Source organism: Paraburkholderia sp. JHI2823, from assembly GCF_038900695.1.
In the GTDB taxonomy this organism is placed as follows: Bacteria; Pseudomonadota; Gammaproteobacteria; order Burkholderiales; family Burkholderiaceae; genus Paraburkholderia; species Paraburkholderia mimosarum.
On sequence record NZ_JAYMRY010000002.1, the window covers coordinates 371760 to 393876 of the forward strand.

At 67.1% G+C, this 22117-nt stretch carries 19 protein-coding genes and 1 pseudogene; 12 read left to right on the forward strand and 8 right to left on the reverse strand.

All coding sequences use genetic code 11. The features are described 5' to 3' along the window. The first annotated feature begins 77 nt into the window (after positions 1 to 77). From VSR34_RS04245 to VSR34_RS04255, 3 genes are all read left to right on the forward strand, one after another. Complete coding sequence (locus VSR34_RS04245) at positions 78 to 989, forward strand: biotin--[acetyl-CoA-carboxylase] ligase (protein WP_342961927.1); 912 nt, start codon at positions 78 to 80, stop codon at positions 987 to 989. Further along, the gene (locus tag VSR34_RS04250) at positions 986 to 1777 is read left to right on the forward strand and encodes a type III pantothenate kinase (protein ID WP_028209264.1); all 792 of its coding nucleotides are present in this window, start codon (positions 986 to 988) and stop codon (positions 1775 to 1777) included. Before VSR34_RS04245 ends, VSR34_RS04250 begins: the two co-directional genes overlap by 4 nt. A 71-nt stretch (positions 1778 to 1848) precedes the next feature. After that, the gene (locus tag VSR34_RS04255; RefSeq protein ID WP_028209263.1) at positions 1849 to 2088 is read left to right on the forward strand and encodes a hypothetical protein; all 240 of its coding nucleotides are present in this window, start codon (positions 1849 to 1851) and stop codon (positions 2086 to 2088) included. 160 nt (positions 2089 to 2248) lie between these two features. Here the strand turns inward: VSR34_RS04255 and rfaE2 are convergent, their stop codons facing one another. The 7 genes from rfaE2 to VSR34_RS04290 form a co-directional block, all read right to left on the reverse strand. Further along, positions 2249 to 2740: a D-glycero-beta-D-manno-heptose 1-phosphate adenylyltransferase gene (rfaE2, locus tag VSR34_RS04260; RefSeq protein WP_342961928.1), complete on the reverse strand. Its 492-nt coding sequence runs from the start codon at positions 2738 to 2740 to the stop codon at positions 2249 to 2251. Between the two features lie 136 nt (positions 2741 to 2876). After that, on the reverse strand, positions 2877 to 3746 hold the full coding sequence (locus VSR34_RS04265) for an acyl-ACP desaturase (RefSeq protein ID WP_028209261.1): 870 nt from the start codon (positions 3744 to 3746) through the stop codon (positions 2877 to 2879). A 427-nt stretch (positions 3747 to 4173) separates the two neighbouring features. Next, positions 4174 to 5379: a patatin-like phospholipase family protein gene (locus VSR34_RS04270; RefSeq protein WP_342961929.1), complete on the reverse strand. Its 1206-nt coding sequence runs from the start codon at positions 5377 to 5379 to the stop codon at positions 4174 to 4176. Between the two features lie 102 nt (positions 5380 to 5481). Next, complete coding sequence (locus VSR34_RS04275; protein WP_342961930.1) at positions 5482 to 6234, reverse strand: PhaM family polyhydroxyalkanoate granule multifunctional regulatory protein; 753 nt, start codon at positions 6232 to 6234, stop codon at positions 5482 to 5484. A 217-nt stretch (positions 6235 to 6451) separates the two neighbouring features. Further along, a complete protein-coding gene (locus VSR34_RS04280) occupies positions 6452 to 7276 on the reverse strand; it encodes an enoyl-CoA hydratase/isomerase family protein (protein ID WP_028209259.1) in 825 nt (274 codons plus the stop codon). 56 nt (positions 7277 to 7332) lie between these two features. After that, positions 7333 to 8505, reverse strand: coding sequence for an ABC transporter substrate-binding protein (locus VSR34_RS04285; protein ID WP_342961931.1), 1173 nt, complete (start codon positions 8503 to 8505; stop codon positions 7333 to 7335). A 179-nt stretch (positions 8506 to 8684) separates the two neighbouring features. Then, entirely contained in the window at positions 8685 to 9671 is a 987-nt protein-coding gene (locus tag VSR34_RS04290) for a fumarylacetoacetate hydrolase family protein (RefSeq protein WP_342961932.1), read from the reverse strand. Between the two features lie 124 nt (positions 9672 to 9795). On the opposite strand from VSR34_RS04290, the gene VSR34_RS04295 reads away from it, so the two are divergent. The 7 genes and pseudogenes from VSR34_RS04295 to VSR34_RS04325 all read left to right on the forward strand — a co-directional run bounded on the left by VSR34_RS04295 (position 9796) and on the right by VSR34_RS04325 (position 18440). Then, positions 9796 to 10713 (forward strand): IclR family transcriptional regulator, encoded by a 918-nt coding sequence (locus VSR34_RS04295; protein ID WP_342961933.1) that lies wholly within the window; start codon positions 9796 to 9798, stop codon positions 10711 to 10713. Between the two features lie 129 nt (positions 10714 to 10842). Continuing rightward, positions 10843 to 12246 carry a DUF3108 domain-containing protein gene (locus VSR34_RS04300; RefSeq protein WP_342961934.1) on the forward strand — a complete coding sequence of 468 codons (1404 nt, stop codon included), beginning with the start codon at positions 10843 to 10845 and terminating at the stop codon, positions 12244 to 12246. A 451-nt stretch (positions 12247 to 12697) separates the two neighbouring features. Beyond that, a complete protein-coding gene (gene pcaD, locus VSR34_RS04305; protein WP_342961935.1) occupies positions 12698 to 13486 on the forward strand; it encodes a 3-oxoadipate enol-lactonase in 789 nt (262 codons plus the stop codon). Between the two features lie 173 nt (positions 13487 to 13659). Beyond that, positions 13660 to 13917: a DUF3567 domain-containing protein gene (locus tag VSR34_RS04310; protein WP_028209255.1), complete on the forward strand. Its 258-nt coding sequence runs from the start codon at positions 13660 to 13662 to the stop codon at positions 13915 to 13917. A 212-nt stretch (positions 13918 to 14129) separates the two neighbouring features. Beyond that, entirely contained in the window at positions 14130 to 15200 is a 1071-nt protein-coding gene (locus VSR34_RS04315; RefSeq protein WP_028209254.1) for a homocysteine S-methyltransferase family protein, read from the forward strand. Between the two features lie 33 nt (positions 15201 to 15233). Further along, a pseudogene (gene metH / locus VSR34_RS04320) lies at positions 15234 to 17969 on the forward strand (methionine synthase); the annotation flags it as partial. A gap of 267 nt (positions 17970 to 18236) precedes the next feature. Next, positions 18237 to 18440: a hypothetical protein gene (locus VSR34_RS04325; RefSeq protein ID WP_028209252.1), complete on the forward strand. Its 204-nt coding sequence runs from the start codon at positions 18237 to 18239 to the stop codon at positions 18438 to 18440. Positions 18441 to 18582: 142 nt separating this feature from the next. Here VSR34_RS04325 and VSR34_RS04330 read toward each other — a convergent pair whose 3' ends face one another. Continuing rightward, positions 18583 to 18912 carry a DUF1840 domain-containing protein gene (locus VSR34_RS04330; protein WP_036044212.1) on the reverse strand — a complete coding sequence of 110 codons (330 nt, stop codon included), beginning with the start codon at positions 18910 to 18912 and terminating at the stop codon, positions 18583 to 18585. 357 nt (positions 18913 to 19269) lie between these two features. On the opposite strand from VSR34_RS04330, the gene argS reads away from it, so the two are divergent. Both argS and VSR34_RS04340 read left to right on the forward strand, forming a co-directional pair. Beyond that, positions 19270 to 21054 (forward strand): arginine--tRNA ligase, encoded by a 1785-nt coding sequence (gene argS / locus VSR34_RS04335; protein WP_342961936.1) that lies wholly within the window; start codon positions 19270 to 19272, stop codon positions 21052 to 21054. Positions 21055 to 21179: 125 nt separating this feature from the next. Beyond that, positions 21180 to 22037, forward strand: coding sequence for an SPOR domain-containing protein (locus tag VSR34_RS04340; protein WP_028209249.1), 858 nt, complete (start codon positions 21180 to 21182; stop codon positions 22035 to 22037). The last annotated feature ends 80 nt before the right edge of the window (positions 22038 to 22117 follow it).

The window sequence follows — 22117 nt, forward strand, 5'->3', positions numbered from 1 at the left end:
GCATCTCGAACTGCGGAGAGCGGCCCAAACCCGCCGCAAGCGCTGCTGCCCGCCCCCCACCCACTACAATATGAGACATGAATGCGACGCCCCCCACCCCCGATACTCCGAGCGCCGGTGACTGGCGCATCGACCGCAACCGCGCGATCACGCTGTTCGGCCCGGCCGCGCACGACTGGCCCATTGAGATCGTCGAGGAGACCGGCTCGACCAACGCCGATCTGATGGCGCGGCTGAAGGCGCTCCCGCAGAAACCCGACGCGCTCGCGCGCCCGATCGTGAGAGTGGCCTACCTGCAAACGGCGGGACGCGGGCGGCGCGGGCGCACATGGGTTGCGCAGCCCGGCGACGCGCTGCTGTTCTCGATCGGCTGCGTGCTGCCGCGCCCGATCGAAGGTCTCGCGGGCCTGAGCCTCGCCGTCGGCTCGGCGCTCGTGGACGGCCTGCGCACGCTGCCCGTGACCGCACCCGGGCAGATCGCGCTCAAGTGGCCGAACGACGTGCTGCTCGAAGGCGACAAGCTGGTGGGCATCCTCGTGGAGACGGCCTGGAGCACCGCCGACGCCACGGCGGTCGTGATCGGCATCGGCACGAACGTGCGCGGCGAAGACGCGCTCGCGGCCAAGGTCGAGGCGCTCAACGCCGCGGCAGGCAGCGCGGCGGCCGTGCCGGGCACGGCGCCCACGGCGCTCTCGCGCGCCTGGCCGAACGCCAACCTCACGGACACACTCGCGGCGGAACTCAACGCGCTCGAAGCCGCGCTGCAACGCTTCGGCGCGGCGGGCTTCGCGCCCTTCCAGGCGCGCTGGAACGCCTGCCACGCCTACGCGGGCCGCGAGGTCGCCATCTACGAACAGGGCAAGGAGCTGCTGCGCGGCACGGCGGCCGGCGTGGACGAGCGCGGCCAGCTGCTCGTCGATACGCCGAACGGGCGCGAGACCGTCACGACCGGCGACGTGTCGCTGCGCCTCGCGGACGGCGGTGCATGAGTCGCGGCCCCCACCTCCTGATCGATGCAGGCAACAGCCGGATCAAATGGGCGCTCGTCACGCAGGACGGGTCCAGACTGCATGCGGGCGCGATGGATCACGTGCACGAGGACGCCGGGCAACCCGACGCCGCAACCGGCCCTGATGAATGGTCCGCGCTGCCGCGCCCTGGCGGGGCATGGATTTCAAATGTCGCTGGCGCGTCGGTCGGCGAACGCCTCGGCACGCTGATCGATGCACATTGGCCGGGCCTCCCGCGCACCGTGGTGCGGGCCTGCGCGCAGCAGTGCGGCGTGACGAACAGCTATGCCACGCCCGACGCGCTCGGCAGCGACCGCTGGGCGGGCATGATCGGTGCACGCGCCGCGTATCCGGGCGAGCCGCTGCTGATCGCGACGTTGGGCACGGCCACCACGCTCGAAGCGCTGCGTGCCGACGGGACGTTCGTCGGCGGCATGATCGCGCCGGGCTTCACCCTGATGATGCGCTCGCTCGGCGAGCACACCGCGCAGCTGCCCGTGGTCGCCGGCGGCGTAGCCGACGCGCCGCATCCCGGCATCGCCTTCGCCACCGATACGCGGCGCTCGATCTCGGCGGGCTGCGCGCTCGCGCAGGCGGCGCTCATCGAGCGCGCCTGGGCCGATCTGCAGGACGCGTGGAAAATGCCGGTGCGGCTCGTGGTGAGCGGCGGCGCGGCGGCGGAAGTGACGGCGGCCCTCAAGGTGCCGCATACTCGGCACGATGCGCTGGTGCTCGCGGGCCTCGCGCTCATCGCGGCGCAGTCCTGACAGGCGTGCCGCTCTCGCCGGGTCTCAAGGCTGGCCTCTGGAAATGAACGACTTCGAAGGAGCTTCACACGATGCTGCGCTGGCTGATCGCCATTCTGATTCTCGCCAACGGGCTGGCCTTTGCCGCCATTGCCGGCATGTTCGGCCCGACGCCCTCGTCGGGCTCGCGTGAAACCCAGCACCTGAACCGCCAGATCCACCCCGAGCGGCTCTCGGTGAAGGCCATCCGGCCGTCGGAATCGGCCGATGTCCCAACCGTCGGCGGCCCGGTGGCGGCCCCGGCCGTGCAGGCGTCGAACCTCGCCCAGTAAGCGCGAACTCACGCGCCTACCGTCCTCGAACGTCCTCAACCGTCCTAAACGCGGTCCTCAAGCGCGACCGGCCGGAGATCGGGCGCGCCCATGCCCCGGGCGGCCCGGCCTCCGGCCGGTTCGCATCGTCCGCCCGCAACGCGCGGACGTCTGCCGGAACCTACTGCGAACCTTCCTGCGCGCGCACCTTCTGCAGCAGCTTGGTGGTCGAGCGGTCGTGCTCGAAAGGAATCGCGAGCGCGCGGCCGCCCCAGCCGCGCACCAGCGCCGACTCGGGCAGCGAGTCCATGTCGTAGTCGCCGCCCTTCACGAGAACGTCCGGGCGCACGGCCTCGATCAGTTCGACGGGCGTGCGCTCGCCGAACTGCACCACCCAGTCCACGCTCTCCAGCGCAGCGAGCAGCGCCATGCGGTCGTTTTCGTTGTTGATGGGTCGGTCGTCGCCCTTGCCGAGCATCCTCACCGAGGCGTCGCTGTTCACGCCGACGATCAGCGTGGCGCCCAGCGCCTTGGCATCGGCGAGATAGGTGACGTGCCCGCGATGCAGGATGTCGAAGACGCCGTTGGTGAACACTACGGGGCCGGGCAGCGAGGCGCGCAGTTGCGCGAGCGCCTCGCGGGTCGTGATCTTGCGTTCGAAGGAAGCGGGCATGGAAGGAGACTCGGATAGAAAACAGGCGCCGACCGGACGAAGGAGGGCCGCCAATGAAAACGGCCCGTCACGCGTGAAGCGCTTCGGGCCGTCCCGGTCGCGGCGCGCCACTGCGGGTGCGCACGCGAGAGGCGCGTCAGGCCGGCTGCTGCGAGCCCTGCTCGGCCTGCAGGCGCTGTACCACCTCCTTGCGATAGCGGTTCAGTTCCTGCGCCGTGCTGAACGTGCGCTCGAACAGGATCGAGAGGTTGTGCAGAATACGCTCGACCACCTTCTTTTCCCAGCCGTCGTCGAAACGGATCTGCTCGTCGAGCCAGCGCTCGAGCCATTCCGGATCGGGCAGGCGCGACTGCACGGTGTCGCGCGGGAACAGCGCCTGGTTCACGTGCAGGTTCGTGGGGTGCAGCGGCTTTTCGGTGCGGCGCGCGGAAGCCATGAGCACGCCGATCTTCGCAAACGCCGCGCGCGCGACGTCGCCGAAGTTGTTGAGCGCCTTCTTCATGTAGCGCAGGTACGCGCCGCCATGGCGCGCTTCATCGCGCGAGATGGTTTCGTAAATCGCCTTGATGACCGGTTCCGTGTGCCATTCGGCGGCACGGCGATACCAGTGGTTCAGCCGGATTTCGCCGCAGAAGTGCAGCATGAGCGTTTCGAGCGGCGGCGCCGGATCGAACTCGAAGCGCACGGCGTGCAGCTCTTCCTCGGTCGGCACCATTTCCGGCTTGAAGCGGCGCAGGTACTCCATGAGCACGAGCGAATGCTTCTGCTCTTCGAAGAACCACACGCTCATGAACGCCGAAAAGTCGCTGTCGTGATGGTTGTCGCGCAGAAACATTTCGGTGGCCGGCAACGCGGACCACTCGGTGATCGCGTTCATCTTGATGGTCGCGGCCTGCTCGTCGGTAAGGAGCGACGCGTCGAACTTGTCCCAGGGAATGTCCTTTTCCATGTCCCATCGGACCGATTCGAGCGATTTGTAAAGTTCCGGATAAAGCATCGTGTTCATAGTCCCGCCCCTGATCTGCGCCAACGCGCGCATGACGAATTCGTAGCGTGCCGGGGAGCCGCGCAAGAAGCGGCCGTCCAGGCAAAAGCATTTAATTTTACGCGGTATCCGGCTCTCTGGACGCGATCTCGCGATGGGGAACGCCCGGGCGTTGCCCTGCGACAACCCAGCCAACCGGAAGATGGAAGGCGCCGTCGTGGATTCTGGGTAGTTGCTCCGTGCCTCGAACCCGGCCGCCTGATACCGCTGATCACTACCGATAACCGCTTGTCTGCCAGACGTTGCTGCGCTTTTGGTGCAGCGCGCCGTGCAACCGGCGAGGCCCGCGAGGCGTCGTGGCAACCCGACTGCGGCGATGCGCCGCAAGGCCATCGCAACTCCCACAAAAGGCCGGAAAAACCTTACACAATAATAGCATGCCGGTCTTTCAGCTCCGCCGCAGCGCAAGATCGTCGATCAGGCCGTCCGCCGGAGCTTTGAGCCAAGTCAAAAGAACGTCACGTTGGGCTAGCGTATCGCGATAACCAAGCTCGATTAGCTCGCTGGTGAATTCCCGCTCGAAGAGCAAATAGCTCGCAAACGCGGCACCCGACGCACGGTTGCCGCCCATGGCGCCCAACAGCATGCGCACGGAACGCGGAAGCTGTCCCAGGTGGCGCGCGGCGATCAGCTCGATACGCTCGCTCGGCGCAATCGCGAGCACGTCCACATGCCGCCAGCCGCTTTCCGGCGCCACCGTGTGCGGCAACTGCAGCACCATGCGGTTCACGTGCTCGACGCGCTCGATGTCGGCGCCGAGCGAATCGAGGAACACGCTCGCGAGCACCTGCTGGCCGATCTGCGCGAGCGTCGGGTAGGCCTCGATAGCGGGGCGCGCGGGCGGCACTTCCGGTGTCGGCGCGGCCGCGCCCAGCACGACGATGCGCTGCGCGCCGAAGTGGATGGCGGGTGAAAGCGGCGCGATCTGCCGGATCGAGCCGTCGCCGAAATATTCGTGGCGGCCGTCGAGTTCGAGGCGCACCGCCGGGAACAGGTACGGAATCGCCGCCGAAGCGAGCAGGTGCCTGGGCGTGAGCGCCACCATGCGCGCCGTGCGCTGCGCGCGCCGCCACGCGGTGATCGGCTCGCTGGCCTGGTAGAACGTGACGTGCCGCCCCGACGAATAGCTGAGCGCCGTGACGGCGAGCGCGAAGAGCAGCCGCTCGTCGAGCATTTGCTCGATGCGGTGGAAGTTGAGCGTTTGCGGGAGCATCCGCGCGAGCGGCGTGCTGTCGAAGAGGGTGCGCGGCGCGGCGCGCGCGCCCACGCTGCCGGCCGCCCAGCCGAACGCGAGCGCGCCGAGCCAGCGCGCGCCCGCCGCGGCGACGCCTGGCCAGTCCGTGCGATAGACCTGGCTTGCGCGCATGTTCGACCAGAGCTCGACGAGGTGCGCCGCGCCGTGCGCGAAGTGGTCGGCGTGGCTCGCGATCGAGGTGGCGTTGATCGCGCCCGCCGAAGTGCCGCAGATCACCGTGAAGGGCATGGCGCGGCGCGCGGGCTCGGCCGCGCGGGCCAGTTCGGCAAGCGCGCGCAACGCGCCGGCCTGGTAGGCCGCGCGCGCGCCGCCGCCCATCATCACGAGCGCGAGCCGCATGATGCCGACGCTCCCCGTTTTTGCCTTTCTGTTGCCTTTCTGTTGCCCCTCTTTGCCCTGCTGCGGCATCCGCCAGCACGATGCTGCGTGACGCGGCGGGCCTTACTCCGGCCGTGCCGGCGCCTTCTTCGCGCCGCGCGGCGCGCTGCGGCCCGCGCCGCCGTTGCTTTCGCTATTCGCGTTGCCGCCGCTTCGTTTGGCGGCGCTGCCGCCGCTGCTGCGTTTGGCCGTCGCGGCCTCGGTTTTCGCCTGCGCTTCGCTGACCGCGTCGGCGGCAGCTTGCGCGGCCTGGGCCGCGGCGGCGGGCTGCGCCAGGGCGAATTGCGCGAGCTGGTTGAACTGCGCCTGCACGAGGTTCCACCACGAGCCCGCATCGAAGCCCGGCGCGGCGGAAGCGGACCCTTCGGGCGCTTCGCCGGCATTCGCGGCTCCGGGTCCGGCGGCCCGCTCCTGCGCAGCGCCCGCTTTGGGCGGTTCGGGTTCGGGGGTGGACGGATTCATCTGCGCCTTCGCGAAGGCCCCGAACGCGCGGAGCGTGGAGAGCGTCGCGCGCTGCACCTCGAGCGCCTGGGTGGCGGACTGCAGCATGCCGAGATTGAGCTTGAGCCATTGCTCGACGGCGCGCAGATCGGTGATGCGCTTGTCGAGTTCCTCGATGCTGGTGAGCGGCGTCATCATGTCGGTCATCATCGACAGCGGTGGGCCGAAGGCTTGCGCCGCGCCTGCCTCGGCTCCCGGAAATGCGCCGCCGAACGGCGTGAGGCGCATCATCCCCCACATCTGGTCGAGCATTTCGGCGGGCGGAAAGGCGGGAAAGCCCGGGAACGGCGGCATTGAGCCTGCTGGGTCGGTCATGCGGATCTCCCTCGCGTTAATAGGTGCATGGATAAAGTGGTCGGACGCCCGCGCGCGACTTCGCGGCATGTCATGTGCATGAGGGCACGAGCGTTTGCGCGTAATCGGTGTCTTCGATGATAGCGCGCGCATGGCGCCGCGTCGCATGAACATCGTGCGATGCAATAGCTGTGCGCGTTTCCACAATCAAACAAAGCAAGCCGCGATTCAGCGCAGTTCAGAACGGATCGCCTCCCGGAAACTCCGGCGTGCGCCGCTCGCGCAGCGACTGCACGCCCTCGCGCACGTCGGGCCCGGAAAAGCCCATGAATTCGAGCGCGAGCGAAGCGTCGAACGTGGGCCCCGCCGTGCGCAGCCAGTTGTTGAGCGCGTACTTGGTCCAGCGCACCGCGGTTTGCGAGCCGTTGGCAAGACGCTTCGCCACTTCGAATGCCTTCGGCAGCAAGTCGTTTTCGTCCACGGCGAGCGAAACGAGGCCGATGCGCTCCGCCTCCTCGCCGCTCACCGGCTCGCACAGCAGCAGGTAATACTTCGCCTTCGCCATGCCGCACAGGAGCGGCCAGACGATCGCCGCGTGGTCGCCGGCCGCGACGCCGAGGCGCGTATGGCCGTCGATGATGCGCGCCGACTTCGTGGCGATCGAGATGTCGGCGAGCAGCCCCGCGACGAGCCCCGCGCCCACGGCGGGACCGTGCATGGCCGAGACGATGGGCTTGCCGCAGTTGATCACGTTGTAGACGAGGTCGCGCGCTTCGCGCCACACGCGCGCGCGCACGTCGAAATGCGTGGCCATGTCCTCGACGAGCTGCAGGTCGCCGCCCGCCGAAAAGCCCTTGCCCTCGCCGCGAATCACGGCGACGCGCGCGTCGGGGTCGCGGTCCACGTCGCGCCAGATTTCCGCGAGTTCGCGGTGCATCTGGGCGTCGGCGGTGGCGAGGCCGCTCTTGTTCGCGCCCTCGCCGCTCATCACGATCTCGACGATGCCGTGCTCGTGCCGCCGCACGCGCAGGGCGTGATAGCGGGCGTAAAAAGGATCGTTCACGGGCGGACCTCCTTTGCTTCGGATGACTGATTACGTGAATGCGACTGCAGTGCGGCTCATCGATGCGGCTGATAAACCCACTTGCCGTCGCGGATCTCGACCATCACGCGCGCATGCGGGTCGAGGCCGAGGTGATCGGTGGCGCTCATGTTGACGACGCCGTTGGTGTCATGCAGGTCGCGCGTCGCTTCGAGCGCGTCGCGCAGCGCGTGGCGGAACGCGGGCGTGCCGGGCGCGGCGGCCTTCAGCGCAACGGGGATCGCGTTGCCGAGCAGCAGGCCCGCATCCCACGTATAGGCGCCGAACGCCGACACGGTGCCCGCGCCATGACTTGCTTCGTAGCGCGAAATATAGTCGAGCGCGAGGCGTCGTCCGGGCTGGTCCTCGGGCAGCTGCGCCGCGACGAGCACCTGGCTCGCGGGCAGGAAGGTGCCGTTGCAGTCGGCGCCGCACACACGCAGGAAGTCGCGGTTGCCCACGCCGTGGTTGTGATAGACGAGCCCCTTGTAGCCGCGCTCCTTGAGCGCCTTCGGCGGCAACGCGGCGGGCGTGCCGGCCGCGCCGACCACGACCGCGTCGGGATGCGCCGCGACGATCTTGAGCACCTGGCCCGTCACGCCCGGATCGGTGCGATTGAAGCGCTCGTTCGCGACGAGCTTGATGCCGTGCTGCTGCGCGGCCTTCGCGATTTCGGCGTAGAAGGTTTCGCCGAGCGCGTCGGCCTGGCCGATATACGCGAGCGTCTTCACGTTGTGCGCGGCGGCGTGTTCCATGATCGCGCCGGCCATCATCGCGTCGGTTTGCGGCGTCTTGAACATCCAGTGGCGCTTGTCGTCCACGGGCTCGATGATCTTCGCCGACGAAGCGAGCGAAATCGTGGGCGTCTCCCCCTGCGCGATCACGTCGAGCATCGCGAGCGAGTTGGGCGTGATCGAGGAGCCGATGATCGCGTCGACATGCTGCTCGTCGATCAGCTTCTTCGTGTCCTGCACGGCCTGGGTCGTGTCGGAGGCGTCGTCGAGCACGATGTACTGGACTTTCTGGCCCGCGATTTCAGCGGGAAACATGGCGGCGGCGGTGTCGCGCGCGGGAATGCCGAGCGAAGCGGCGGGTCCCGTGAGTGAAAGCACGAGGCCGATCTTGACCTGCGCGAGCGCGAAGGCCGGCGAGAAAAGGCCGGCAAAAAGGGCAAAGCGTGCGGCAAGACGGCACGGGCGAGAGGCGTTCATTGTGTCTCCGGTTATCGAGCGTATTCTGCGTACGGCTTCGGATGCGGCTTGCTTCTACGGCTTGTGCTTCTGTTGGTCTCCTGCTGGTCTCGTCGACTCCCGCGAAGAAAACGGGCGTTCGCCAGTGTAGCGGCGCGCGCGGCGCGCGGCATCCGGCGAAACCCTTCAGCCCTCACGTGTCATTGCGCGAGCGGCGCCACCGCCTGATCGATCGCGCCGAAAATCGACTTGCCGGCTTCGTCGAGCATCTCGATCTTCACGCTGTCGCCGAACTTCATGAACTCCGTGCTCGCCTGCCCGTGCTCGATCATCTCGAGGCAGCGCTTCTCGGCGATGCAGCAGTACCCGCGCTTCGCGTCCTTGTTCGAGACCGTGCCCGAGCCGACGATGGCGCCCGCGCGCAGGTTGCGCGTCTTCGCGGCGTGCGCGATCAGTTGGCCGAAGTGGAACACCATGTCCGTGCCCGCGTCGGGCTGGCCGACCTTTTTGCCGTTCCAGTGCACGACGAGCGGCAGGTGCACGCGGCCCTCGCGCCAGTGCTCGCCGAGTTCGTCGGGGGTGACCGCGACCGGCGCGAACGCGCTGGCCGGCTTGCTCTGGAAGAAACCGAAGCCCTTCGCGAGTTCCGCGGGAATGAGGTTGCGCAGCGAGACATCGTTGACCAGCGTGACGAGACGCACGGCCCTGAGCGCTTCGTCAGGGCTCGCGCCCATCGACACGTCGCCGGTGACGACCGCGACCTCGGCCTCGAAATCGATGCCGAACGCCTCCGATGCGCACACGATGTCGTCGCACGGCCCGATGAAGTCGTCGCTCCCGCCCTGGTACATGAGCGGGTCGGTCCAGAACTCGGCCGGCATCTCGGCGCCGCGCGCGCGGCGCACGAGCTCGACATGATTCACATAGGACGAGCCGTCCGCCCACTGGTACGCACGCGGCAGCGGCGCCATGCAGTTGCGCGCGTCGAAGCTGAACGCGTTGCGGGCGCGCCCGGCGTTGAGCGCGTCATACAACTCGGCGAGCTGCGGCGCGTAAAAGCGCCAGTCGTCGAGCACCCGTTGCAGCGTGGGCGCGATGGCGTCGGCAATGGCGGCGCTGCGCAGGTCGCGCGAAACGACGATCAGCTGCCCGTCGCGGGTGCCGTCCTTCAGCGTGGCAAGTTTCATGGAGTGAGGCGTGAGTGACGATAAGGGAAATGTATTCTACGATGGTGAATCGGCGCGGCCCAAGCGGTTGCGCCGCTGCCTGCAGTCGGGATCCGCCCCGAACGCCCCAAACGACAACGTCTCCATGCCGCCTATCGCCCGATCCGCCTCGTCACGCGCGAGCGCCACCGCCACGAACGCCGAAGATCCCGGCGACGATCCTGCCAACCTCGCCGACGCCACTGGCGAATCCGCCGATTCGAACGAAGCCGGCGAGGAAAAACTGCGCTCCGGGATCCAGTCGATCGAAGTGGGTTTTCGCCTGCTGGAAGTGCTCACGAGCGAGCCGCGCGCAATGATGCTGCGCGACCTCGCGCAGCGCGCGGGCATGAGCCCCGCGAAGGCGCACCGCTATCTCGTGAGCTTCATGCGGCTCGGCATGGTCGCGCAGGACCCGCTCTCGGGACGCTACGAACTGGGCGGCTTCGCGCTGCAGCTCGGCCTCGCCCGCCTCGCACGCGTCGACGGCGTGAAGCTCGCGCGCATCGCGCTCGCCGAACTGCACGATGCGCTCGACGTCACCGTGGGCATCGCCGTGTGGGGCAACCAGGGGCCGACCGTCGTGCACTGGATGGAGTCGAGCCACCCCGCCAAGGCATCGCTCAAGCTCGGCGACGTGATGCCGATGCTCAGCTCCGCCACGGGCCTCCTGTTCGCCGCCTGGCTGCCGCGCAGCAAGACCGCCCCGATGATCGAGCGCGAACTCGCGCTCGCGCAGCACGACTCGCATGGCTCGACGCCGCGCACGACGCAAGCGCTCGAACTCGCGCTCGCGCAGGTGCGCGAGCACGGTGCGGCTCGCGTGGAAGGCATGCTGCTGCCGACCATCCACGCGTTCTGCATGCCCGTGTTCGATGCGAGCGGCGACCTCGCGCTCGGGCTCATCGCGCTCGGTCACGAAGGCGCATTCGATAGCCGCTGGAACGGCGCGGTGCATACCGCATTGCGCGCGTGCGCCGAGAAGCTGTCATACGAATTGGGGTACAGTCCGACGCCGCGCTGAACCCCGTGGCGATCGGGCCTCCTGGCCTATGCCCGCGAGTCACGTGCCGCGCTTTCTGCGGCCCCCCGGTGGGTTGTGTCACATTAACGTATCCATACGAACCGCCCGCACACCGCCACGAACCGCCCGATGTCCACGCCCGCCGCCTCCCGCGAGGCACGCCGCCTCGCCTGCGACAACCGCACGCCCATGCGCGTGCGCACCTGGCGCTGGGTCGGCGTTTTTATCGCGGTGACCGCCTTCCACTGGCTCGCAGCCGAGTGGTTCGAGCGGCATCACAGTGCGCCGCCGTCCGCCGCGCATGTGCGCGTGCCTGTGCAGGTGGCGCTGCTCAAGCCCGAGCGCATCGAGCGCGAAGCCCGGCCCGCGGGCCCCGCGGTTGCGCCGTCACATGCGGCGCCAAAACCCGCGCCGAAGCGCACGGAGCCGCATACGCTGCATGCCGTGACGCCGCCAAAGCCGCATCCGAAGAAGCCCGCCACGCCGAGCGCCGCCGCACCGGACACCGAGGCGGTCTCCGCGCCCGATGCCGCATCGGCCGCAGACGCCGCCGACGCCAACGCGGGCACCGCGGCAAGCGCGGCGCCCGGCAACGGCAAGCAGCCATCCGCGCAAGAGAGCCAGGCCTCGCATGGCCCGAAGTTCTCGGTCCCGCCATCGGGCGATCTGCAGTACGACACGTTCTACAACGGCGTGCGCAACCAGCCAGGCACGATCCACTGGTCGAGCGACGGACAGCGCTACGAGATGGTCGTCACCGTGCCTCTGCCCTTCGTGGGCGACTTCAGCTGGACGAGCAAGGGCCGCGTGGACGCCTTCGGCCTCGCGCCCGATCAGTACATCGAAAAGCGCGGCCATCGTCCCTCCGACGTGACGGTCTTCAATCGCACCGACAAGCAGATCGTCTTCACGCGCACGCCCAACTCGCTCGCTCTGCCCGATGGCGCGCAGGACCGTTTCAGCATGGTGATGCAGCTCGCGAGCCTCGTGCGCGGCAACCCCGACGCGTACACGCCGGGCGTCACACGCGAGTTCTATGTCGCCGATAACGACAGCGGCGAGACATGGCCCATCACCACGATCGGCGACGAAACCGTGAGCACCGATCACGGCTATCTCAGCGCGCGTCACTTCATGCGCCTGCCACGCCGCGAGGGCGACAAGCGGCGCATCGATGTGTGGCTCGCGCCTTCGCTCGGCTGGCTGCCGGTGCGGCTCCTGCAGACAGAGCCGAATGGCAATCAATTCGAGCTGGTGTGGCGCGGCCCCCTCACGGCGCCCGCCGCAGGCACCGCAACCAATGAGCCAGCACCGGCGCCCGAAGGCGCCGCGAGCGCTACGTCCGACACAACATCGGCACAATCGGCAAACCCGGGCATCACGCCTCCTGCTGCACCCGCATCGCCAGGCGAGGCGCAAGCGCAACCGCCCGTTCCCCCAGCCAATACGCAGACGGAATCCCTGCCGCAGGCACCCATGGACGACGCACAACCCACCCCGGCCTCTCCCGGCCCGGAGCCCGAACATCCTTGAGCGTGCGGCCGCACGAACTATTCGATTCAAGCGGCCCGCTTTACGACACAAATTCACAAAATGGCGCATACTGAACTGAAGCCACGTGAGAAGGATCGCGAGGCATCGCGCGCACCCTGAACGGCCAGGAACAAGCAGACAAAATACGGCAAGACCACGGCGCGCAGAAACCGGAACGAGCACCGAAACAGGTAGCGAAAGGCACGAAAAGCAGAAACGCAAATCGGGGACCATCACGATTCAACGCTGCAAACAATCGGAAAAAAAGCGGAAAAAGCAGCGCATACGAAGCAAACGACGCATCAAACAGGGACGCGACCGACACGGTAACGAACATCGCATCGCGCAATATCTGCGCACCTCGGGTGCGCGGCTTGCTCCACCAGCATCGCGTGCATGCAGTACCTCGCAAACGGCTTGACTCCCAGCCTGGAAGGCGAAGGAGGAACCCATGCAAGTGACTGTCAACGGCATCGATACGCACTATGTCTTCGACGACAGGAGCGGTGGGTCCGCGCTGGCGTTCATTCATCAGCTGGGCGGCGACCTTTCGGTGTGGGACACGCTAGCTGGCCATTTCCGCCATCGCCACAACGTATTGCGCTATGACATGCGGGGCCATGGCGCGAGCGCCGTCGCGAGCGAGCCCTTCGGCATGGGGCAGCTCGCCGCCGATCTCGATGCGCTTTTCGAGGCCAACGGCATCGAGCATGCGCATGTCGTCGGCATCTCGATGGGCGGCATGATCGCGCAGCAGTTCGCGCTCGATTACCCCGAGCGCGTCATCACACTCACGCTTTGCGACACGGCAAGCCATACGCCGCAAGAAGCGCGCGCAACATGGAACGATCGCGCGGCCGCCGTGCGACGCGAAGGTCTCGGGGCCCTCGCCGATGCAACGATGACCCGATGGTTCACCGCGGATTTTCGTCACACGCACGCGCCGACCGTCGAGCGCATATGCGAGGTTTTATTACGGACCCCTTCGGAAGGCTATGCGATGGCCTGTGAGGCGCTGCGCGACTTCGACGTGGAAAAGAGGCTCGCGCAACTGCGCGTGCCGACGCTCGTGGTCGCGGGCCGCCACGACAGCGGCACACCGATGGCAATGACACAGGCGCTCGCGAGGGCCATAGAGGGGTCGCATTTCGTGGTGCTCGATGCAGCGCATCTGGCCCCGGTAGAAGAGTCGCACCGTTTCACAGCGTTGCTCGAAACGTTTCTCAAGCAGTTGGCCTAAGCAGTTCGAATCAACGGCAGCGACGCAGTCGCGGCAGACGCAGTCGAGAAGTGAACGAAAGAGGGAGAGCAGTTCTCATAAGAGGTGATGCGGGACCCACCCCTTGAATTCCAGAACGAACGCTCCAAGTATTGGCCGAGAGGTCAGGGAGCACAGGAAAAAGGAGTGTCGCCATGCAAATGATCTACAACAGTCCCAACTATTGCGTCGTCGAGTTTCCACCGCAGGACGGCCACAGCGCCATGCGCGCTGGCGGCTACGAGATCGTCGACAAGAACGCGCGCCGCGAGCTCTTCATCGACGGCGCGATGGCGGCACGTTTTCGCGAAGACGTGCAAAAGCTGATGGATGCGGAACAAGGGCTCGACGAGGTCGACGAATTCCTCGGACAGTTCGACATCCTCATGCAGCAACCCGTCGTGCTTCACTGACGCTCGCGTACCCAGCGGCACTCAGCGCGCAGCGTTGTTCACACGAAACCCCGTCCGGCTTGCCGGGCGGGGTTTTTCTTCTTTGGCCCCCGGCCATTGCCTGTCATTGCCCGCCGGGTACCGCCGGCGTTTGCCCGGCCAGCGGGCCGCCCCGGCTGCGGCTACAATGTGAGGTTTCCCAGTTCAACCGGCTCCATGCCCGTCCGCGATCCATGAACCAGCCCGCCGCCCTTGCCTCGCACCCCGCCGGGGATGCCAAATACACGCGCGGCGCAGCGCTTCCCGCGCTGCTCGCCTCGCGCATCCTCATCCTCGACGGCGCGATGGGCACGATGATCCAGCGCTACAAGCTCGACGAAGCCGCATACCGTGGCGAGCGCTTCAAGGACTACCCGCGCGACATCAAGGGCAACAACGAGCTGCTGTCGCTCACGCAGCCGCAGATCATCAGCGAGATTCACGAGCAGTACCTCGCGGCGGGCGCGGACATCATCGAGACCAACACGTTCGGCGCGACCACCGTGGCCCAGGACGACTACGGCATGGGCGATCTGGCCGTCGAGATGAACGTCGCGTCGGCGAAGCTCGCGCGCGCCGCGTGCGACAAGTACTCGACGCCGGCCAAGCCGCGCTTCGTCGCGGGCGCGATCGGGCCGACGCCGAAAACGGCGAGCATCTCGCCCGACGTGAACGATCCGGGCGCGCGCAACGTCACGTTCGAAGAGCTGCGCCGCGCGTACTACGAGCAGGCGAAGGCGCTCATGGAGGGCGGCTGCGACCTCTTCCTCGTCGAGACGATCTTCGACACGCTCAACGCCAAGGCCGCGCTCTTCGCGCTCGACCAGCTCTTCGAAGACACGGGCGAGAACCTGCCGATCATGATCTCGGGCACGGTCACCGACGCCTCGGGCCGCATTCTCTCGGGCCAGACGGTCGAGGCGTTCTGGAACTCGCTGCGCCACGCGAAGCCGCTCACGTTCGGCCTGAACTGCGCGCTGGGCGCTGCGCTCATGCGTCCGTACATCGCCGAGCTCTCCAAGCTGTGCGATACGTACGTCTCCTGCTATCCGAATGCGGGCCTGCCCAATCCGATGAGCGACACGGGCTTCGACGAAACACCCGCCGATACATCGGGACTGCTCAAGGAATTCGCGAGCGCCGGTCTCGTGAACGTGGCGGGCGGCTGCTGCGGCACGACGCCCGAACACATCGCCGCCATCGCGAAGGCGCTCGCCGACATCAAGCCGCGCCGCTGGCCCGGCCAGTATCGCGACGCCGCCTGACGACGAGCCCGCTCCGCTCACACCCGACAACATACGATCCGGTCCCACGCCATGACTGACCATACCCTGCGCCTTTCCGGCCTCGAACCCTTCAACGTGACCGAAGGCGCGCTCTTCATCAACGTTGGCGAGCGCACGAACGTGACCGGCTCGAAGGCATTCGCGCGGATGATTCTCAACGGCCAGTTCGACGAGGCGCTCGCCGTCGCGCGCCAGCAGGTCGAAAACGGCGCGCAGGTCATCGACGTCAACATGGACGAAGCCATGCTCGACTCGAAAGCGGCGATGGTGCGCTTCATGAACCTGATCGCGTCCGAGCCCGATATCGCGCGCGTGCCGATCATGATCGACTCGTCGAAGTGGGACGTGATCGAGGCGGGCCTGCAGTGCGTGCAGGGCAAGGCCATCGTCAACTCGATCTCGCTGAAGGAAGGCAAGGAGCAGTTCGTTCATCACGCGAAGCTGATCCGCCGCTACGGCGCGGCCAGCGTGGTGATGGCGTTCGACGAGCACGGCCAGGCCGACACGTTTGCGCGCAAGACGGAAATCTGCAAGCGCTCGTACGACATTCTCGTGAACGAAGCGGGTTTCGCGCCCGAGGACATCATCTTCGATCCGAACATCTTCGCGGTGGCGACGGGTATCGAAGAGCACAACAACTACGCGGTCGATTTCATCGAAGCCACGCGCTGGATCAAGCAGAACCTGCCCTACGCGAAGGTGAGCGGCGGCGTCTCGAACGTGTCGTTCTCGTTTCGCGGCAACGACCCCGTGCGCGAGGCGATCCACACGGTGTTCCTCTACCACGCCATTCAGGCGGGCATGGACATGGGCATCGTGAACGCGGGCCAGCTCGGCGTCTATGCCGACCTCGACCCGGAGCTGCGCGAACGCGTGGAAGACGTGGTGCTCAACCGCCGCGACGACGCCACCGACCGCCTGCTCGAAATCGCCGACAAGTTCAAGACGGGCGCCGCAAAGAAGGAAGAGAACCTCGAGTGGCGCAACCAGGACGTCGAAAAGCGTCTCGCCCATGCGCTCGTGCACGGCATCACGAACTTCATCGTAGAGGACACCGAAGAAGCGCGCCAGAAGATCATGGGCGGCGGCGGCCGCCCGATCAACGTGATCGAAGGCCCGCTCATGGACGGCATGAACATCGTCGGCGACCTGTTCGGCCAGGGCAAGATGTTCCTGCCGCAGGTCGTGAAGTCGGCGCGCGTGATGAAGCAGGCCGTGGCGCACCTCATTCCGTTCATCGAGGAAGAAAAGCGCCTGCTCGCTGAAGCGGGCGGCGACGTGCGCGCGAAAGGCAAGATCGTCATCGCCACCGTGAAGGGCGACGTGCACGACATCGGCAAGAACATCGTCTCGGTCGTGCTCCAGTGCAACAACTTCGAAGTGGTGAACATGGGCGTGATGGTCCCGTGCAACGAGATCCTCGCGAAGGCGAAGGTCGAGGGCGCGGACATCGTCGGCCTCTCGGGGCTCATCACGCCGTCGCTCGAAGAAATGGCGTACGTCGCGAGCGAAATGCAGCGCGACGACTACTTCCGCATAAAGAAGATTCCGCTGCTCATTGGCGGCGCGACCACTTCGCGCGTGCACACGGCCGTGAAGATCGCACCGAACTACGAAGGACCGGTCGTGTACGTGCCGGACGCGTCGCGTTCGGTTTCGGTGGCGTCGAGCCTGCTTTCGGACGAAGGCGCGGCGAAGTACCTCGACGAGCTCAAGGCCGACTACGAACGCATTCGCGACCAGCACGCGAACAAGAAGGCGCAGCCTTTGGTGACGCTCGAAGAGGCTCGCGCGAACAAGACGAAGATCGACTGGACGAACTTCAAGCCCGTGAAGCCGAAGTTCATCGGCCGCCGCGTGTTCAAGAACTTCGACCTCAACGAACTGGCGAACTATATCGACTGGGGCCCGTTCTTCCAGACTTGGGATCTCGCGGGCCCTTATCCGCAGATCCTCAACGACGAGATCGTGGGCGAGTCGGCGCGCAAGGTGTTCTCCGATGCGAAGTCGATGCTGTCGCGTCTGATCCAGGGCCGCTGGCTGCAGGCCAACGGCGTGATCGCGCTGCTGCCCGCGAACACGGTCAACGACGACGACATCGAGATCTACACCGACGAGTCGCGCAGCAAAGTGGCGCTCACGTGGCGCAACCTGCGCCAGCAGTCCGTGCGCCCGGTGGTCGATGGCGTGATGCGCCCGAACCGCTCGCTCGCCGACTTCATCGCCCCGAAGGATTCGGGCGTGGCAGACTATATCGGCATGTTCGCGGTCACGGCGGGCATCGGCGTCGACGTGAAGGAAGCGCAGTTCGCGAAGGACCACGACGACTACAGCGCGATCATGCTCAAGGCGCTCGCCGACCGTTTCGCGGAAGCCTTCGCCGAGGCCATGCACGCGCGCGTGCGTCGCGACCTGTGGGGCTACGCCGCGAACGAAGCACTCGACAACGACGCGCTGATCGCCGAGAAGTACGTGGGCATTCGCCCCGCGCCCGGCTATCCCGCCTGCCCGGACCACCTCGTGAAGCGCGACATGTTCGACTTCCTGCAGGCCGGCGAAGTCGGCATGAGCGTGACGGAATCGCTCGCCATGCTGCCGGCCGCGAGCGTATCGGGCTTCTATCTCGCGCATCCGGACAGCACGTACTTCTCGGTCGGCAAGATCGGCCAGGACCAGCTCGCCGACTACGCGCGACGCATGGCGCTCTCCGACGAAGACGCCCGCCGCGCCCTCGCACCGCAGCTTTAAGCCGAAGTTTCGGGCCACAGCGCGCCGTCGAAGCGGCGCGCTTCCCGCGGGCTGCGTTGCGGCACGGCCCGACATACGCCATCCGGGAAGACGAAAATTACGCGCGCGCGATTTTTCGGCTTTGTAAGATGGCCCGGCAAGACCCTTCGTATCGCCTGCATGACACCCGGCCGGGCGCGGCGCCGCGTTGCGTGCGCCGCCGTGCCGGCTCGATCATCAGCCAATCCTTAAAACGCAAAATTGAAGCAACCTCGACGGAGAAATCGTATGAAGAAGCTGATGTTGATGTTGACCGCCTTCGGCGTCGCGGCCATGGCGCAGCCGTCGTTCGCGCAGCCGGCCGCACCGGAGCAGGCGAGCCCGGTGTCGTCGTATTCGGCGCCCACCGAAAAGCACGTGAAGAAGCCGAAGAAAAAGAAGGCCAAAAAGTCGGAGGCCTCAGCGGCCGAGGCAGCGCCCGCCAGCGAGTGATGTGAACAAAAGCAAAGAGCCCGCGGATTGCGGGCTCTTTGCTTTTGGTGCATGGAGGCGGGGGAAACGCTATCGTGGCCGTCGCAACGCTGTGGGTGCGTCGGATGGACGCACCTGGCCTGCGTGCCGGACACTGCGTGCCTCAAAGCCCCCAGACGATGTCGTTCCCTTCCTTCTTCGCGGCGCGCAGCATGTCGAGGAACGGGAACGCGCGCTGGGCGAGACCCACCGCCGGTTCATGGTGATGCTCGCGGCCGTCTTCGCCTTCGTGAAAGTGGCCTTCGTGCTCGGCGCGCTCTTTCTTGTCCGTGGCAATGGCCGTCTCGAGCTTCGTGATGGCGGTGTCGAGCTCGTCATGGGTGATCACACCGCGCGGGCCGAGCCGCTTGCCGATGATGCCAAGAAGGTATTGTGCGAGGTTCTCAAGCATCGTGACGTCAGGCGCCGCGTGACACTTAAAAGTAACCAGCATGTCTGCTCCCTTTATGATTTTCCGGATCCGCGCTTGACGCTCCGGCCTCCGAAGCCAGGCGGGCCAAGGCGGCCCGCGACGCGCTACCTCATTTCACATATTAGCACCTGCTAAAATCCGTCAGGACGGAATTAGCCGCAGGGCGCGGCACCTGGGCGTCCCGGCATCAGGTACGCCGCCGCGCCGCCTGCCGCAACGCGGCCGCCCGCGCATCGTTGTACCCGGGCTGGCCCGCCGCGGACGGCGCGCCCCCAGTCGTTCCAGCGGCCGGCGCCGGCAGCGCCCAGGCTCGAGCCCCGCCTGGACTTTGCCGGCGCCGGCCCCGCATCCCTTTACCCGCACAGGACCTGCAACAGCATGCTGCCCGCACAGAAACACACCCTGGAGACCCTGCTCGCGCGCGCCGTCGCCCAGGTGGCAAAGGCCACCGAAGGCGCGAGCGAAGCCGCATTCGTCGTGCCGCCGATCGCGCTCGAGCGCCCGAAGGTCGCCGCGCACGGCGACGTGGCCTGCAACGTCGCGATGCAGCTCGCCAAGCCCATGCGCGCGAACCCGCGCCAGCTCGCGCAGCAGATCGTCGAGGCCACGCTCGCACAGCCCGAGGCCGCCGGCCTCGTCGAAGCCGCCGAAGTGGCCGGCCCCGGCTTCATCAACCTGCGTCTGACGGCGGACGCCAAGCGCGCCGTGATCGGCGCCGTGTTCGAACAGGGCGAGGCATTTGGCCGCTCGTCGCGCGAAGCCGGCAAGCGCGTGCTCGTCGAGTTCGTCTCTGCGAACCCCACGGGCCCGCTGCACGTGGGCCACGGGCGCCAGGCCGCGCTCGGCGACGCCATCTCGAACGTGCTCGCCTCGCAGGGCTACGACGTGCACCGCGAGTTCTACTACAACGACGCGGGCGCGCAGATCGGCAACCTCGCCGTCTCCACCCAGGCGCGCGTGCGCGGCTTCAAGCCCGGCGACGCCGAGTGGCCCGAGGCCGCGTACAACGGCGAATACATCGCCGACATCGCGCGCGACTACCTCGCGGGCGAAACCGTCGCCGCGAAGGACGGCGAGCCCGTGAAGGGCGCGCAGGATCCCGACGATCTCGAGGCGATCCGCCGCTTCGCCGTGGCCTACCTGCGCCACGAACAGGATCTCGATCTGCAGGCGTTCGGCGTGAAGTTCGACCGCTACTACCTCGAATCGTCGCTGTACACGGAAGGCCGCGTCGAGAAGACGGTCGAGGCGCTGGTCGCATCGGGCGAGACCTACGAGCAGGAAGGCGCGCTGTGGCTCAAGACCACCGACTACGGCGACGACAAGGACCGCGTGATGCGCAAGTCCGACGGCACCTACACGTACTTCCTTCCCGATGTCGCGTACCACGTCACCAAGTGGGAGCGCGGCTTCACGAAGGTCATCAACGTGCAGGGCTCCGACCACCACGGCACCATCGCGCGCGTGCGCGCGGGCCTGCAGGCGCTCGGCATCGGCATTCCGAAGGGCTATCCCGACTACGTGCTGCACAAGATGGTCACGGTGATGCGCGACGGCCAGGAGGTGAAGATCTCCAAGCGCGCGGGCAGCTACGTGACGGTGCGCGACCTGATCGAATGGTCGGGCGGCGCGAACCCCGGCAGCGAGGTCTCGCCCGACCTGCTCGACGAGGCGACCATCCGCCGCGGCCGCGACGCCGTGCGCTTCTTCCTCATCTCGCGCAAGGCCGACACCGAATTCGTGTTCGACATCGACCTCGCGCTGAAGGAAAACGACGAAAACCCCGTGTACTACGTGCAGTACGCGCACGCGCGCATCTCGTCGATCCTCGGCGACTGGCAGGGCAAGTTCGGCGGTGACCTCGCCGCGCTGCCCAAGGTCGATCTCGCGCCGCTGTCGAGCGAGCGCGCGCTCGCGCTCATCGCGAAACTCGGCGAATTCCCCGACATGCTCACGCATGCGGCCAGCGAGCTGGCGCCTCACGCCGTGGCGTTCTACCTGCGCGAACTCGCCGCTGAGTTTCACTCGTTCTACAATGCCGAACGCGTTCTCGTCGACGACGTCGCCAAGCGCGACGCCCGCGTCGCCCTGCTCGCGGCCACGCGCCGCGTGCTGGCGAACGGTCTCGCCCTGATCGGCGTGTCGGCGCCGGAGCGCATGTAAGCGGATTGCGGGCCGCCGCCTCGCGCGGCGGCGATGCCGCTGTGCCGGCCGCCCGCGCGCAGCGCACGAAGCAACATGTTTGGGGCCGCCGCCTCGCGCGGACGGCCATTCCAGAATTCTCTTGTTTGCAGGTGATTCAGACGATGGCAAAACCGCGCCGCACTACAAAGCAGCAGTCGAAGCAGTCCGGGGGCACCTTTCTCGGCATCGTGCTGGGCCTGATCGTCGGCCTCGCGATCGCGGTGGTGGTGGCGCTCTATATCACGCGCGCGCCCACGCCGTTCGTCTCGAAGGTCGCACCGCCGGCCGCTTCCGAAGTGAGCCAGAACAACGAGCAGGTGGACCCGAACCGCGTGCTGCAAGGCAAGTCGCCCGGCCAGCCGGTGCCGCAGGCCGCGCAAAGTACGCCGCCCAACACGGCGCCAGGCCAGACCACGAGCCAGTCGCAATCTTCGGGCATGCTCGAAGAGCCGCAGATCGTCGAGGTGCCGCCCGCCGGCTCGAACAACAACGCGGCGAACAACAACGGCGTGGCAGTCGCGCCGCAACCGTCGACCGGCGAAAGCGTCACGGGCGGCACCGCCATCGCGAAGAAGCCGCAATCGGCCGGCAATTCGACCGCCAACTCGGCCAGCAACGCCGCGCAGATCCTCGCTAACAACTCGCCGCAGAAGCCGGCCAACGCCGTGCCCACGCCGCCGGCCGCCAAGCCTGGCAGCGCCACGCCGGCGCCGGGCGACGCCAACACCGGCTACTTCCTGCAGGTGGGCGCGTACAAGACCTCGGGCGACGCCGAGCAGCAGCGCGCGCGCCTCGCGTTCCAGGGCTTCGAATCGAAGGTGACGCAGCGCGACGCCGGCGGCGTCACGTACTATCGCGTACGCATCGGTCCGTTCACGAAGTTCGATGAGATGAACTCGACCCGTCAGCGCCTGTCCGACGCCGGTATCGATACGGCCGTCATCCGTTTCACGAAGCAGTAAGCGCCGTCCGCGCCGCGCACTGCGCGCCCGCTCCTCCGAAGCTTCGCGCCATCGGAGAGGCCGGGCGGCTGTTCCCGGCG

Excerpts from the sequence above, each read along its gene's own strand:
- VSR34_RS04315 (WP_028209254.1), top strand. The coding sequence starts at position 14,130 with ATGAACCAGCCCGCCGCCCTTGCCTCGCACCCCGCCGGGGATGCCAAA.
- VSR34_RS04295 (WP_342961933.1), top strand. The coding sequence starts at position 9,796 with ATGCCGCCTATCGCCCGATCCGCCTCGTCACGCGCGAGCGCCACCGCC.
- VSR34_RS04270 (WP_342961929.1), bottom strand. The coding sequence starts at position 5,379 with ATGCGGCTCGCGCTCGTGATGATGGGCGGCGGCGCGCGCGCGGCCTAC.
- VSR34_RS04245 (WP_342961927.1), top strand. The coding sequence starts at position 78 with ATGAATGCGACGCCCCCCACCCCCGATACTCCGAGCGCCGGTGACTGG.
- VSR34_RS04250 (WP_028209264.1), top strand. The coding sequence starts at position 986 with ATGAGTCGCGGCCCCCACCTCCTGATCGATGCAGGCAACAGCCGGATC.
- VSR34_RS04265 (WP_028209261.1), bottom strand. The coding sequence starts at position 3,746 with ATGAACACGATGCTTTATCCGGAACTTTACAAATCGCTCGAATCGGTC.
- pcaD (WP_342961935.1), top strand. The coding sequence starts at position 12,698 with ATGCAAGTGACTGTCAACGGCATCGATACGCACTATGTCTTCGACGAC.
- VSR34_RS04310 (WP_028209255.1), top strand. The coding sequence starts at position 13,660 with ATGCAAATGATCTACAACAGTCCCAACTATTGCGTCGTCGAGTTTCCA.
- VSR34_RS04255 (WP_028209263.1), top strand. The coding sequence starts at position 1,849 with ATGCTGCGCTGGCTGATCGCCATTCTGATTCTCGCCAACGGGCTGGCC.
- VSR34_RS04330 (WP_036044212.1), bottom strand. The coding sequence starts at position 18,912 with ATGCTGGTTACTTTTAAGTGTCACGCGGCGCCTGACGTCACGATGCTT.
- VSR34_RS04290 (WP_342961932.1), bottom strand. The coding sequence starts at position 9,671 with ATGAAACTTGCCACGCTGAAGGACGGCACCCGCGACGGGCAGCTGATC.
- rfaE2 (WP_342961928.1), bottom strand. The coding sequence starts at position 2,740 with ATGCCCGCTTCCTTCGAACGCAAGATCACGACCCGCGAGGCGCTCGCG.
- argS (WP_342961936.1), top strand. The coding sequence starts at position 19,270 with ATGCTGCCCGCACAGAAACACACCCTGGAGACCCTGCTCGCGCGCGCC.
- VSR34_RS04325 (WP_028209252.1), top strand. The coding sequence starts at position 18,237 with ATGAAGAAGCTGATGTTGATGTTGACCGCCTTCGGCGTCGCGGCCATG.
- VSR34_RS04285 (WP_342961931.1), bottom strand. The coding sequence starts at position 8,505 with ATGAACGCCTCTCGCCCGTGCCGTCTTGCCGCACGCTTTGCCCTTTTT.
- VSR34_RS04300 (WP_342961934.1), top strand. The coding sequence starts at position 10,843 with ATGTCCACGCCCGCCGCCTCCCGCGAGGCACGCCGCCTCGCCTGCGAC.
- VSR34_RS04275 (WP_342961930.1), bottom strand. The coding sequence starts at position 6,234 with ATGACCGACCCAGCAGGCTCAATGCCGCCGTTCCCGGGCTTTCCCGCC.